Origin of the sequence: Pseudarthrobacter sp. AL07, from assembly GCF_029960665.1 — a bacterium.
Taxonomy (GTDB): Bacteria; Actinomycetota; Actinomycetes; order Actinomycetales; family Micrococcaceae; genus Arthrobacter.
On sequence record NZ_JASBRB010000022.1, the window covers coordinates 39,195 to 51,670 of the forward strand.

15 protein-coding genes and 1 pseudogene are annotated in these 12,476 nt (G+C 61.9%); 7 read left to right on the forward strand and 9 right to left on the reverse strand.

Annotated features, from left to right (window positions below):
- Window positions 1-26: 26 nt before the first annotated feature.
- The 5 genes from QK290_RS14605 to QK290_RS14625 all read right to left on the reverse strand — a co-directional run bounded on the left by QK290_RS14605 (window position 27) and on the right by QK290_RS14625 (window position 3,823).
- Window positions 27-1,169 carry an NAD(P)/FAD-dependent oxidoreductase gene (locus tag QK290_RS14605; RefSeq protein WP_282331358.1) on the reverse strand — a complete coding sequence of 381 codons (1,143 nt, stop codon included), beginning with the start codon at window positions 1,167-1,169 and terminating at the stop codon, window positions 27-29.
- Window positions 1,162-1,854, reverse strand: coding sequence for a class I SAM-dependent methyltransferase (locus tag QK290_RS14610; protein WP_282331359.1), 693 nt, complete (start codon window positions 1,852-1,854; stop codon window positions 1,162-1,164). The genes QK290_RS14605 and QK290_RS14610 overlap by 8 nt, the downstream gene beginning before the upstream one ends.
- A gap of 12 nt (window positions 1,855-1,866) precedes the next feature.
- Window positions 1,867-3,048: a type III polyketide synthase gene (locus tag QK290_RS14615; protein ID WP_282331360.1), complete on the reverse strand. Its 1,182-nt coding sequence runs from the start codon at window positions 3,046-3,048 to the stop codon at window positions 1,867-1,869.
- Window positions 3,049-3,267: 219 nt separating this feature from the next.
- Window positions 3,268-3,537 carry a VOC family protein gene (locus QK290_RS14620; RefSeq protein WP_282331361.1) on the reverse strand — a complete coding sequence of 90 codons (270 nt, stop codon included), beginning with the start codon at window positions 3,535-3,537 and terminating at the stop codon, window positions 3,268-3,270.
- A 22-nt stretch (window positions 3,538-3,559) separates the two neighbouring features.
- Window positions 3,560-3,823, reverse strand: coding sequence for a hypothetical protein (locus QK290_RS14625; protein WP_348994473.1), 264 nt, complete (start codon window positions 3,821-3,823; stop codon window positions 3,560-3,562).
- A 50-nt stretch (window positions 3,824-3,873) separates the two neighbouring features.
- Here QK290_RS14625 and QK290_RS14630 point away from each other — a divergent pair, with 50 nt between their 5' ends.
- Complete coding sequence (locus tag QK290_RS14630) at window positions 3,874-4,269, forward strand: DUF3054 domain-containing protein (RefSeq protein ID WP_282331362.1); 396 nt, start codon at window positions 3,874-3,876, stop codon at window positions 4,267-4,269.
- 120 nt (window positions 4,270-4,389) lie between these two features.
- Complete coding sequence (locus tag QK290_RS14635; RefSeq protein WP_056340053.1) at window positions 4,390-4,671, forward strand: Lrp/AsnC ligand binding domain-containing protein; 282 nt, start codon at window positions 4,390-4,392, stop codon at window positions 4,669-4,671.
- A 64-nt stretch (window positions 4,672-4,735) separates the two neighbouring features.
- On the opposite strand, the gene trpD is transcribed toward QK290_RS14635, so the two are convergent.
- Window positions 4,736-5,794, reverse strand: a complete 1,059-nt coding sequence (gene trpD / locus QK290_RS14640; protein WP_282331363.1) for an anthranilate phosphoribosyltransferase — start codon at window positions 5,792-5,794, stop codon at window positions 4,736-4,738.
- A gap of 147 nt (window positions 5,795-5,941) precedes the next feature.
- Between trpD and QK290_RS14645 the strand changes: the two genes are divergently transcribed.
- The 4 genes from QK290_RS14645 (at window position 5,942) to QK290_RS14660 (ending at window position 10,277) form a co-directional block, all read left to right on the forward strand.
- Window positions 5,942-6,580 (forward strand): heme-copper oxidase subunit III, encoded by a 639-nt coding sequence (locus tag QK290_RS14645; protein WP_282331364.1) that lies wholly within the window; start codon window positions 5,942-5,944, stop codon window positions 6,578-6,580.
- An 87-nt stretch (window positions 6,581-6,667) separates the two neighbouring features.
- Window positions 6,668-7,456 (forward strand): cytochrome c, encoded by a 789-nt coding sequence (locus QK290_RS14650; protein WP_282331365.1) that lies wholly within the window; start codon window positions 6,668-6,670, stop codon window positions 7,454-7,456.
- A gap of 99 nt (window positions 7,457-7,555) precedes the next feature.
- Window positions 7,556-8,626 (forward strand): Rieske 2Fe-2S domain-containing protein, encoded by a 1,071-nt coding sequence (locus QK290_RS14655; protein ID WP_282331366.1) that lies wholly within the window; start codon window positions 7,556-7,558, stop codon window positions 8,624-8,626.
- Window positions 8,604-10,277: a cytochrome bc complex cytochrome b subunit gene (locus QK290_RS14660; RefSeq protein ID WP_282331367.1), complete on the forward strand. Its 1,674-nt coding sequence runs from the start codon at window positions 8,604-8,606 to the stop codon at window positions 10,275-10,277. The genes QK290_RS14655 and QK290_RS14660 overlap by 23 nt, the downstream gene beginning before the upstream one ends.
- Window positions 10,278-10,333: 56 nt before the next feature.
- Here the strand turns inward: QK290_RS14660 and QK290_RS14665 are convergent, their stop codons facing one another.
- Window positions 10,334-11,122 (reverse strand): GntR family transcriptional regulator, encoded by a 789-nt coding sequence (locus tag QK290_RS14665; protein ID WP_282331368.1) that lies wholly within the window; start codon window positions 11,120-11,122, stop codon window positions 10,334-10,336.
- Between the two features lie 185 nt (window positions 11,123-11,307).
- On the opposite strand from QK290_RS14665, the gene QK290_RS14670 reads away from it, so the two are divergent.
- Entirely contained in the window at window positions 11,308-11,601 is a 294-nt protein-coding gene (locus QK290_RS14670; RefSeq protein ID WP_282331369.1) for an HPr family phosphocarrier protein, read from the forward strand.
- Between the two features lie 130 nt (window positions 11,602-11,731).
- Here QK290_RS14670 and QK290_RS14675 read toward each other — a convergent pair whose 3' ends face one another.
- Together QK290_RS14675 and QK290_RS14680 are read right to left on the reverse strand one after the other, a co-directional pair.
- Window positions 11,732-12,133, reverse strand: a complete 402-nt coding sequence (locus tag QK290_RS14675; protein WP_282331370.1) for a cytochrome c oxidase subunit 4 — start codon at window positions 12,131-12,133, stop codon at window positions 11,732-11,734.
- A pseudogene (locus tag QK290_RS14680) lies at window positions 12,130-12,476 on the reverse strand (cytochrome ubiquinol oxidase subunit I); the annotation flags it as partial. The pseudogene QK290_RS14680 and the gene QK290_RS14675, both read right to left, overlap by 4 nt.

Consider the following 12,476-nt stretch of genomic DNA (forward strand, 5'->3'; position numbering starts at 1 on the left):
GCCCGGCGGCCTCTTCCGGTGCGGGCTCACTGCATGGTGAAACGGCGGGCCACCAGCCTGTTGACTGGCGGCATCCCCGACACGGCGCTGAGTGCGGCGTTCCTCAACGCCAGGAACGGCGGCGCCAGCGGTCGCCCCAGCGTCATATTCACCTCGGCCTGCCACCGAGCCACTAAGGCAGCCTTCCGACGCCGGGTGGAATAGGCGCGCAGGCGCTGGCCCACCGGCTTCCCCGCCAGGGAAGCACAGATGATCGGCGCCAGTTCCGCCGCGTCCAGCCAGCCAAGGTTCATGCCTTGGCCGCCGATGGGGCTTAGTTCATGGGCCGCATCACCGATCAGAACAGCCCGGCCCGCGACTGACCTGCACGCCACCGTGGACCGGGGGCTGAAGCTGCTGAGCATGCTGTTGGTGGCCGGGTCCGGCCGAATTCCCGTACGCTGGTGGACCATCCGCGCCAGTTTAACCGCGTCCGGGAACGGTGCGGGCCAGGGAATCCTGACGACCCAGCGACGCAGACCGCCCGGCAGGGGAAAAGATTCCACTATCCCTTCGCCTTCGAGGTACAGGACGGCTTCGTTCAGATTTGCGCCGGAATCTGCATAGTCACCCATCACGTAGTGGTCGGGATAACTTCGGGACGTGGCCCGGATGCCCAGCAGGCCGCGCATCCGGGACCGTGAGCCGTCGGCGGCGACCACAAGGCGTGAGGTGATCCGGACGTCGGCACCGCCCGCCTTGGTGGCCTCAGCGTGCACGGTTACCAGGCCGCCGTCGTCCGCTATTTCCGTCACCCTGGCACCCCTGACCAAGGCGGTGCTGTCCAGTTCGTCTACCCGCCGCTCCAGCAGGTATTCCGTTGTGACCTGGGGGAGGGACAGGACAAACGGGAAGCGCTCCGAGACGGATGCGAAGGACATTGACCCCACGGTCTTTCCTCCGCTGACCGCAATACCGCCGCGGATCTGCACGCCGGCATCAACCATGGCGCTGGCCACCGCTGCCCTGTCCAGTGCCGCGAGTGCGGGGGGATGGATGCCGATGGCCCGGGAGTGGGATTCCCGGTGAAGCCGCTGTTCAAGGACCCTCACCGCGACGCCTTCCTGAAGCAGCAGGGCGGCGAGATACAGACCCACGGGTCCGCCGCCGACGATCACCACGTCAGCCATCGGGATGGTTTGGACCGTGCAGGAGGACCTGATGGAAAGGGTAGTGGCGCTCCACCTGCCAGCCCGGGGGAGCGGCGGCGGTGAGTTCTGCCGGGGTGTAGCTGCGCCTGATTGAGGTCAGGCCGTCCGCACGGATGAACGAGCCGCGGAAGGGGAGGGCCGCCAGGGAGAAAAGTGCGTAGGCTGCAATGTTCCGGCGGAGGTCGTTGTGCACGGAAATCCGGCGCGCCAGGGCTTGCGAATCTGCCAGAAGCTGAGCCAGGTCCGCTGGTTGGAGGTGGTGGATGACGTGGTTCGAGATGACGACGTCGAACCGGCGGCCTTCGCGGACCAGGTCGGCACTGTCCGCCTGGCGGAACCGGACTGAGACGTGGTGGGGGCGGCGTGACGAGTAGCTGTATGCCCTGGCGTCCGGGTCAATGCCGGTGACCTCGAGCATCAGTTTGTCCCGGGCGGACCAGAGTGCGAGCTGCCGTGCCAGGTCGCCGCCGCCGCATCCTATGTCGAGGAGCGTGGTTTCAGAGTCGTGGGAGAGCAGAGGGCGAAGCTCGCGGCAGTACAGCTGCCGCCAGCCGGAGAAGAGCCGGTTTACCACTTCGAATTGCCGGTACGTGCGCTCGAGTTTGGTGGGGTCGCAGTCCGGCAGGTCCATCATTTCCACTGCGTCCGCAGCCCTTTGCCGCATCAGGGACACAGGTCAGGCCAGTGACGAGGCCGCCTCTGGCTGCACCGCCCGCTTCCCGGTAGCTGCCTGGCGGAGTTTCGTGAAGAGCCCGGTCTCCACCGTGAGTCCGGGGCCGAATGCCATGGAGCAGATGCGTTCCTCACTCTCCACTTGTGGCTGTTCCAGGATGTGCCGGAGGACAAACAGCACGGTGGCGCTGCTCATGTTGCCGTAGTCCCGCAGCGTATCCCGTGCCGGAACGAGTTGCTGGTCCGTGAGGTCGAGGCGCGTCTGGACCTTGTCCAGGATGCTCCGGCCGCCGGGATGGATGGCCCAATGGCTGATGTCCCGGTAGGGGAGTCCACACAGCGAGGGATCCCGGGTCAGCAGCGGTGTAAGCGCGCCGATGATGTGGTCGTCGATGATGTGGGGTACGTAGTTGCCCAGCACCATCTCAAAGCCATGGTCACCGATGTTCCATGCCATGGATTCTTCGCCCACAGGCGTGAGGACGGTTTCGAAGTGGTCCAGTTGCATCAGTGCAGGAGCATCCGGATTATTCCGGGCCGTAATGATGGCTGCCGCCGCCCCGTCGGCGAAAAGCGCCGAACCCATGATGGTGTCAGGATCGTTAGACGTCCGGACGTGCAGGGAGCACAGCTCGGCACAGACCACCAGGACAACGGCCTCCGGATCTGCTTCGCAGAAGGACTTGGCGGCCCGCAGCGCCGGAAAAGCTGCGTAGCAGCCCATGAATCCGAGGTGATAACGCTGGACGGCCGGGTCCAGCCCCAACGCGCGGACGATCTTATAGTCAGGACCGGGGTTGAAGAATCCTGTGCAGGAAACGGTTACGACGTGGGTTATGTCAAGTAAGGACATGTCCGGGCATGCGTCCACGGCAGCTCGGGCGGACTCGATGAAGAGTTTAGTGACCTCCCGGGCGAAGATCTCGTTGCGCACCTTGGTGGTGGGGTTCAGGAGCAGGCCCGTGGCGGGATCAAAGAACTGCGGATCGTCCGCGCGGAAAGCCATGGTCATTTCATCGACCGCGGTATGGCGGGTGTCGATGGCGGCTGAATCAAAACAGGTGTTCACCAGCCGCGAACCCAACCTGGTCAGGCCCGGCTGGGCCGCGAAAACTTCACGGGCTTCGGCCTGGACCAGCACAGTCGGCGGAACAGCAGTTTCAAGTGAACGCAGGTAGACCGTCATTGGTTCATTCTTGGCGAGCACGCGGGATTAGACAATGGCTGGGCCTGCCGGGACCGGTTTTTGTGCCGCCGCACGGTGTTTCGGACACAAAAACGGGCTCCGGCGCTGACTTATGGAACACTCAAATCCAACAAAGTTCGATTGATCTGCGAAAACGCCGGATTTGTCGCGTTCACACAGCTACTTCTACTCCCGTACTTTAAGCGCCGATAATCTACATTATGTCAAGTAAATGGGATCCGATTGCAGAATTTGCAGATCAGGGCCCGGTGATATGCGCTGCCAGGTTTCGAGAGCTTGAGCGACTAAGTCCGCGCCGTTACAGGGATTAGCGCATAGGTACGCCGGGTTCAGGACAGCGCCTAGCCTAAGGCCACCCTCGACGAACCGCGAGACGTCCAGAATCCTGGAATCGCCGAAGACGGACATATAGAACCCGGCAGCCTCGGCCTGTTTTTCGAACCACAGGCACGTGGAAATCTTTTGCATGTTACTCCCGTCCGGCTAGCGCCTAGCCCGGGGCGCTCCCCCGCACAACGGCCGGAGGATGCCGGCTGACCAGACCCACTGTGTTCCCTTCCGAGTCGCGGATGAAGGCCATCCATTCATCGGTTCCTGCCGGTCCCAGGGCAGCGTCGCCATGGTGAAAGATCACATCAAGCAGCGCAATTACCCCCACTCCCCTGCCCTGCAGGATGCTGATGATCACCCGGACGTCCTCCACCGCCAGATAGAGGACCGACGACGGCGCGCCGCGCTCCAGCAAGAGCCGCACGCCAAGCATCAGGACCGGGCTGCCGCCCTCGCCGGGTTAGGCTCGAAGCCATGAAATCTGAGACCAAACAGTCCATTCGAGCTCCTCGGGAGGCCATTATTGCCGCCGCCCTGGCGGATGCCTTCCTGATTTTGGTATTCGCGGCGATCGGCAGGGATGCCCACCAGCGCGGCGACATCGTCACAGGAGTTTTCCTCACGGCATGGCCGTTCCTGGCTGGAGCCGCCATCGCCTGGTTTGCGGGGCGGGCCTGGCGGCGTCCGCTGTCCATGGCAACCGGCGTCATGGTTTGGCTTGGCGCCGTAGCCGGCGGCATGATCCTGAGGGCGCTGACAGGACAAAGCGTAGTACTGGCCTTCGTGGTTGTTGCGCTCTTGAGCCTGGGGCTTTTCCTTGTGGGTTACCGGGCGCTTCTTGCACTGGCGCGCAGGCTTCGAAAGTCGTGACACCGCTGCCGGCCCTGCGTCCGGGCCGCACCTGATGGACACCGCCCATGTAATAGGCTGGCATCACCATAGAGTCTTGCCGGGCACAGCTACGGCCAACAGATCCGGAAGGATTGAACAGTGATCACCGCATTCGTTCTGATCAAGACCGACGCCGCCCGCATCCCGGAAACCGCCGAGGAAATTTCCGCGATCCCAGGCATCAGCGAGGTCTATTCCGTCACCGGCGAATGGGACCTTATCGCCGTTGCCCGCGTCGCCCGGCACGAGGATCTGGCTGACGTCATTGCCGACAAGCTCTCAAAAGTACCCGCGGTGGTTCACACCACCACGCACATTGCGTTCCGTGCCTACTCCCAGCACGATCTCGACGCAGCATTCGCGCTCGGCTTCGAACAGTAGGAGCACTTCCCCAAAATGAAGCGGACCCGCCCATCACAGCCGGCCCGCGCCTTTTGTAAACGGGTCAAGGCTGCGTCAGTGCAACCCACCTATCGAGGACCGCGGCCGCAGCACCGGTATCAATCGATTCCGCGGCCCGGGCAAGCGCCGAACGCATACGCTCCAGAAACGGGCCCTCGGACGATTCATTGAAGGCCACCAGTCCAGCGGCTGCGTTGAGCAGCACAGCATCCCGTGCTGCACCGGGTTTGCCGGCAAGGACATCTCGTACGACGGCGGCGTTCGCCTGAGCGTCCCCGCCACGGAGTTCCGCCACAGTTGCGGGACGGATGCCCAGCCCGGCCGGTTCAAAATTCAGTTCGGCGACCGCGCCCGCACGGATTTCCCAAACGGTGGAGGGACCCGTTGTCGTCAGCTCGTCCAGCCCGTCATTGCCACGGAAAACCAGGCCGCGGCTGCCCCGCTTCGCCAGGACGCCCGCAACCAGCGGAGCCATCCGGGCATTCGCCACGCCCACGGCTGACGCCTGCACCCGCGCAGGGTTGGTCAGCGGTCCCAGGAAATTAAAAGCGGTCGGGATGGCGAGCTCCCGGCGGGGCACGGCTGTGTGACGGAAAGACGGGTGGAACACCTGGGCGAAACAGAAAGTGATTCCAGCCTCACCCGCGTTGCGGGCCACCTGAGCCACCGGGAGGTCGAGCCTGACCCCCAGTGCTTCGAGTACATCGGCCGATCCGGAGGACGAAGACGCTGCACGGTTGCCGTGCTTGACCACTTTCGCTCCAGCGCCAGCAGCGACGAGGGCGGACATGGTGGAAATGTTGACGGTGTTCAGCTGGTCACCGCCGGTACCAACGATGTCCAGCTTCTCGCCGGGGATGTCGATGGGTGTTGCATGGCGCAGCATTGCGTCCACCAGGCCCGAGATTTCGTCCACGGTTTCACCCTTGGCACTGAGGGCAACCAGGAATCCGGCAATCTGCGAAGGGGTCGCCTCCCCTGACATGATTCTGTCCATCGCCCAAGCGGTATTGCCCGCTGTAAGGTCAGCACCGTTGATGAGAGCCGATATGAGCCGTGGCCAAGTGTTGCTGTCCGCCGGCGCGGTTGCCTGAGAAGTCACCATCTGATGCTATCGAGCCACCTCGGACCTGACCAATGTGAAGGCCGCCTGGAACTTTTCGCAGTGATTTCGCGTCTTTGTAGAAAAAGTCCCTTGAAAAGGCGGTTTGCGTTGGGAACTACGGACTTTTATAGACATAATGTCTATGTGACATCTGCGACCCATGCCCCCAGTACCCCGGCGCACCCCACGCTGAACCGCCCCAATATGGTTTCTGTCGGAACCGTAGTCTGGCTGTCCAGTGAGTTGATGTTCTTCGCCGGTCTCTTCGCCATGTACTTCACGCTGCGCTCCACGAGCGGACAGATGTGGGCGGAAGAGACAGCAAAGCTCAACTTCCCCTTTGCGCTCGTCAACACGATCGTCCTCGTGGCCAGTTCCTTTACTTGCCAGATGGGCGTCTTCGCCGCCGAACGGCTGCAGCCCCGCAAGTCAGGCAGTCCGTTCCAGTTCTCCCGCTGGGGTATGAACGAATGGTTCACGCTGACCTTCATTATGGGTGCGTTCTTCGTCGCCGGCCAGGCAACTGAATACGCGATGCTTGTTTCAGAACACGTTTCGCTCTCATCCAACGCGTACGGCTCAGCGTTCTACATGACCACCGGCTTCCACGGCCTGCACGTCATCGGCGGCCTCATAGCCTTCCTCTTCATCATCGGACGCTCGTTCGCAGCAAAGAAGTTCGGCCACTTCGAAGCAACCTCCGCGATCGTCACGTCCTACTATTGGCACTTTGTGGACGTTGTCTGGATCGGCCTCTTCCTGGTCATCTACGTGCTGAAGTAGTCAAGCTTTGATTCCTTTTCTACAAGAGGCAGAATTTCAAGAAGCGGCTCACGGAGCCGGCGCACGATCGAATAAAGGAACCACCACGTGAAGGCTCTCTCGCAAAAGCGGCGTCACCCACTCGCAGTAATCGCGCTGCTACTGATGGGACTGCTCATCACTGGTGGGCTGTACGCCGTTGCCACTACCGTCAACCAGGCCAAGGCATCCACCACCAGTTTCAGTGCCAATGACACTGCCGAGGGCGAAAAGCTCTTCGCTGCGAACTGCGCCACCTGCCACGGCATGGGCGCGAGCGGCAGCCAGGATGGCCCGTCGCTGGTCGGTGTCGGTGCTGCGGCGGTTGACTTCCAGGTCGGTACCGGCCGGATGCCGATGCAGATGAACGGTCCGCAGGCTTACAAAAAGCCGGCCCAGTTCAACGATGACCAGACTCACCAGCTTTCAGCCTACGTAGCTTCCCTGGGAGCCGGCCCGGCAATTCCTGAAGAGCACCTGCTTGATGAGCAGGGTGACGCCGCCAAGGGTGGCGAGCTCTTCCGTGTGAACTGCGCAATGTGCCATAATGCAGCGGCCGCCGGCGGGGCACTTACCCGCGGCAAATTCGCTCCCGCCCTTGCCGATGTGTCCGGCAAACACATCTACGAAGCGATGGTCAGCGGACCGCAGAACATGCCCGTCTTCAATGACGCAAACGTCACCCCCGAGGGCAAACGCGACATTGTCACGTTTCTGAAGCAGATCGAAGCCAACGGCTCTCCCGGGGGCGCTGACCTCGGCGCCCTGGGCCCGGTGGCTGAAGGACTCTTCGTATGGGTTGCAGGCCTTGGTGTCATCATCGCGTTCACCATCTGGCTTACTTCCCGGACGTCTTAGGCGATACGGGAAAATTAAGAACTTCTGCTGCCCAGTCAGCAGTTTGAAATTGAAAACTAACCCGGCAGACGCCGGGACGAGAGAAGGATGAGGCGAATTATGGGCAACCATAGTGACGGCAGTCCGAACCACTCGGGCACCGTAGCTACGGCTGGTCAGAATGAGGTGGAGAAGTTCCAGGATCCTGGAATTCCCCCGCACCGTTTGCGCCTGGCCGACACGGACCCGAAGGCCGCAAAGCGTGCAGAACGGCAGGTCGCCGTGCTATTCGGCGCTTCAGTTGTCGGCACCCTGATCTTCCTGGTGGCGTACTTCGCCATCGACTTGGGCGAGGGCACAAGCATCGCCACCATCCGGCTGCAGAACGCCCTGTTGGGCGTCGGCACCGCGTTTGCGATGCTCGGCATCGGCACCGGTATTGTGCACTGGGCCAAAGCCCTGATGCCGGACCATGAAGTCTCCGAGGAGCGCCATCCCATCCGCACCGAAGAGGACCGTCTGGCGGCAGTCCGGATCGTGGATGACATCGTGGAAGAGACCGGCATCAAGCGCCGCCCCCTCATCCGCAACACCTTGCTCGGCGCTATGGCCCTGGCACCGCTTCCCGCAATTGCGGTTTTCGGTGACCTCGGCCCCCGCCCCGACCGGGCGCTGTCCCACACGATGTGGGCACCGCAGGAGGGCAAGCTCAAGCGCCTCACCCGCGACCCCGACGGCACGCCTATCAAGGCCTCTGACGTAACCATCGGTTCGGCCTTCCACGTGATTCCTGAGGGCCTTAACGAACTGCACGAAGGCAAACTCAACGAAAAAGCCAAGGCAGTAGTCCTGCTGATGCGCCTGGACCCCGCTTCGCTGAACCCCTCCGAGGGCCGCGAAGACTGGAGCTACAACGGAATCGTTGCTTATTCCAAGATCTGCACCCACGTCGGTTGCCCCGTTGCTCTGTACGAGCAGCAGACGCACCACCTGCTGTGCCCGTGCCACCAGTCCACCTTTGACCTCACGAACGAGTGCAAAGTGATCTTTGGCCCGGCCAGCCGGCCCCTCCCGCAGCTGCCTATTGCAGTGGATGCCGAGGGCTACCTGGTCGCAACCAGCGACTTCAATGAACCTGTAGGACCGAGTTACTGGGAGCGTGATGAGCATGAGCGCAGCATCAAGAGCTGAAGCCCCCGCCTTCGTCGCCAAGACTAAAGCCGGACGCATCACTGATTTTGTTGACGCGCGCGTGGGCGGATCAGGAATGCTGCGTGAATTTGGACGCAAGGTGTTCCCAGATCACTGGTCATTCATGTTCGGTGAAGTCGCCCTCTATTCCTTCGTTATCCTGTTGCTTTCGGGCACCTTCCTCACCTTCTTCTTTGATCCGTCCATGGCGGAGACCCGCTACGACGGTTCATACCTGCCGCTGAAAAATGTCGAAATGTCCGTGGCGTACAGTTCCTCACTGGATATTTCCTTCGACGTTCGTGGTGGCCTGTTTATGCGCCAGGTCCACCACTGGGCCGCGCTGCTTTTTGTCGCGTCGATCGGCGTGCACATGCTGCGCGTTTTCTTCACGGGGGCTTTCCGCAAACCGCGTGAAATGAACTGGGTTGTCGGCAGCGTACTGCTGATCCTCGCCATGGCAGCCGGCTTCACCGGCTACTCCCTCCCGGATGATCTGCTCTCCGGCAACGGACTGAGGATTATTGACGGTGTTATCAAGGCCATCCCCGTTGTTGGAACCTACATTTCCTTCTTCCTCTTCGGCGGGGAATTCCCGGGAACGGCTGTGATCGGCCGCCTCTACATGCTGCACATCCTGCTCGTCCCTGCGCTGATCCTCTTGATGATCGTTCTGCACCTCTTTATGGTGGTTGTGCACAAGCACACCCAGTACCCCGGCCCGGGCCGCAACGACGGCAACGTTGTTGGCTACCCGCTCGGTCCCGTGTACGCAGCCAAGGCGGGCGGCTTCTTCTTCATCGTGTTCGGTGTCATTGCCCTCATGGCGGCCTTCTTCACCATCAACCCGATCTGGAACTACGGCCCCTACGACCCCTCCCCCGTTTCGGCCGGTACGCAGCCTGACTGGTACATCGGGTTTGTTGACGGCGCGCTGAGGCTTATGCCTGGTGTCATCGGCGACTTCCACTTCGAATACGTCATCTTCGGATACACCCTGACTCTGAATGTTCTGCTGCCCGCCCTGGTGCCCGCCGGCATTCTCTTCACGGTGATGTTTATGTACCCGTGGATCGAAAGCTGGATCACCAAGGACACCCGCGAACACCACGTCCTGGACCGTCCAAGGAACGCCCCCACCCGCACGGCCATCGGCGTCGCCGGCTTCGTCTGGTACTGCGTGATGTGGGCAGCCGCTGGTTCGGACCTCATCGCCACACACTTCCACGTGTCCCTGAACGATGTGACGTACTGGCTCCGCGCCTTGTTCTTCATCGGCCCGGTCATCGCGTTTGTCGTTGCAAAGCGGGTAGCCCTCGCCCTCCAGCGCAAGGACCGCGAAATCGCGCTCCACGGCCGGGAAACGGGACGCATCGTCCGCCTTCCGCATGGCGAATTCATCGAGGTGCACGCGCCCCTGGACGAGTACAAGCGCTACAAGCTGGTTGGCTTCGAATCCCCCTCACCGCTGCCGGCGGTCCCCAACGACCACGGCATTGTGACGCGCAAGGAAAAGCAGCGTGCGTTCCTGTCCAAGTGGTTCTTTGAGGACCGTGTCGCACCGGCCACGCCTGCAGAGCTGGAAGCTGGACACGGCCACCACGCCCCAGCAGTAGAGGCCGGCGAGGAAAGCAAGAGCCTCAGCCACTAGCACTCATAGCAGTAACGGGAAAGGCCCGGTCCATTTGGACCGGGCCTTTCCCGTTACTAGTGGTTTCGGTAGCCCAGAGATTGGTTGCGGGCAGGCCTCGCACCTGGCCGCTGGAGCGGTACCCAGAGTTTGTAGCGGTCGGCCCGGTAGTACGAAACTGAGTAGTCCACCATTGCCCGCGCAACAAAGGCGTGCCTCTGGATTTTGAGCAAGGGGGCGCCGACGTCGACGTTAAGCAGGCGCGCCGTAGAGGGAGAGGCGGCTGTCGCTTCGATCATGTCTTCCCCCCATTCCATCACGAGGCCGAACTGCTCACTCAGCACGTTGTAGAGCGATGTAGGGGGCTCGCCGTCGAGGAGCCCCGGAACCCGCTGCGCCGGGATGAAGTTCTCGTCCACGCTCATGGGTTCTCCGTCCGCCAGCAGCAGCCGACGGAAACGGACCAGTGGCGTGCCCTCCTCGACCTGCAGTTCACGGGCCAGGAAGGCACTGGCGCCGATCTGTTCAAAACTCAGGACTTTAGCGGCCGGGATCATGCCGCGGCGTTGCATCTCCTCGCTATACGAAGTGAGTTTTACCTGAAGGTCGAGTTTGGGCTTGCGTACGAACGTGCCAAGGCCGACAACCCGTTCGAGGACTTCCTCGCCGACAAGGGCATCGATGGCCTGCCGGACGGTCATCCGGGCCAGACCAAAGCGCAGTGCAAGGTCACGTTCTGAGGGCAGTGCGGATCCGGACGGACAGGAATCGCTGATGTAGGCCCGGAGGATCTCCCTGAGCTGGATGTAGATGGCAATCCCGCTGCCGCGGTCTATCTCACCGGCTACGCCGCGGGCATCAGCCACGGAGGAAAGCCCTTGCTTCAGTTTTCACTATCCAAGCTTAAGGCACGCAACACCGCTGGACTAGACCACTTCCAGCGCCGAAGCATCTGGCTTCACCGGTTTGGTCGCGCGGCCATCCACCGGGATATATTGGACAGGAAATTCAGCGATGACGGTTTGGGGGCCGTCAGGAAATGGGAGACCCTTTGCCAGTGCATAAGGCCGTTGTGTCAGCGTCAGTCGGCTTGCATGCCCGTCCCGCCGCGATGTTCGTTAAGGCAGTGACCGAAACGGGATTTCCTGTCAGCATCCGCAAGGCCGGTATCCAGGGTGTCGACGCCCGATCCCTGCTGGAAGTGATGACTGCCGATTTCCCGTTCGGCTGCGAGGTAGAACTTTCAGTTCCCGAAAGTGCCCTCAGTGGCTCTGTCACTCACCATGACGCAGAAGCGGCCCTCCGTATGCTTGCTGAGCTTCTGGAGTCACAGGGAGCCAGGTAGCCGCTCCCAGTGGGCATGGGCATCTGACTCCCGCGACAAAAGCGAACGAACAAGGACGACGTCGGACCCCACCAGAAGGTGGGGCCCGACGTCGTAGGTCTTACAAATATCTGCTGAAGTCCAGCGTCTTCTAGTGGGCGTGGTCCCCACGGCTGTACTCGAAGACCCAACCGACAAGGGCTACGACTGCGAGTCCGGCCGCGATGAACAGGATCCACCAACCGACGGCGAGGCCCAGGAAGCCGCCCGCACACGCGAGACCCAGAACCAGCGGCCACCAACTCCAGGGGCTGAAGTGCCCCTGCTCGCCGGCGCCCTCGTGGATCTCGGCATCGTTGCGGTCCTCAGGACGCATCCCGATGCGTTTGCCGGTGAAGCCAAGGTAGCCGCCGATCATCCCGGAGAGGCCACCAACCAGGAGGATTCCGAGGGTTCCGACCCACTCATGCCAGTTGGTCAGGAAACCGTAGACCAGCGAAATCGGTACGAAGAAGAAGACTCCGGCTCCAAATATCCATGATTCGATTTTCACTTGGCGGTGTCCTTCTGGTCGGCGTTACCGAGCACAGCTGCTGCGGCTGCAGGCGAGTCAACGGTATGTACCTGCGAGAGCTCGGGGTGGTGCAGGTCCAGGGCGGGACGCTCCGAACGGATCCGGGGCAGCGAGGTGAAGTTGTGCCGCGGCGGCGGGCAGGAGGTAGCCCACTCCAGCGAGGCCCCGAAGCCCCACGGGTCATCCACCTCAACGCGTTCGGAGCTCCGTGACGTAATGTAAACGTTCCAGAAGAACGGAATCATTGAGGCGCCGAGCAGGAAGGAGCCGATGGTGGAGAACTGGTTCATCCAGGCGAAGTTGTCCTCCACCAGATAGTCGG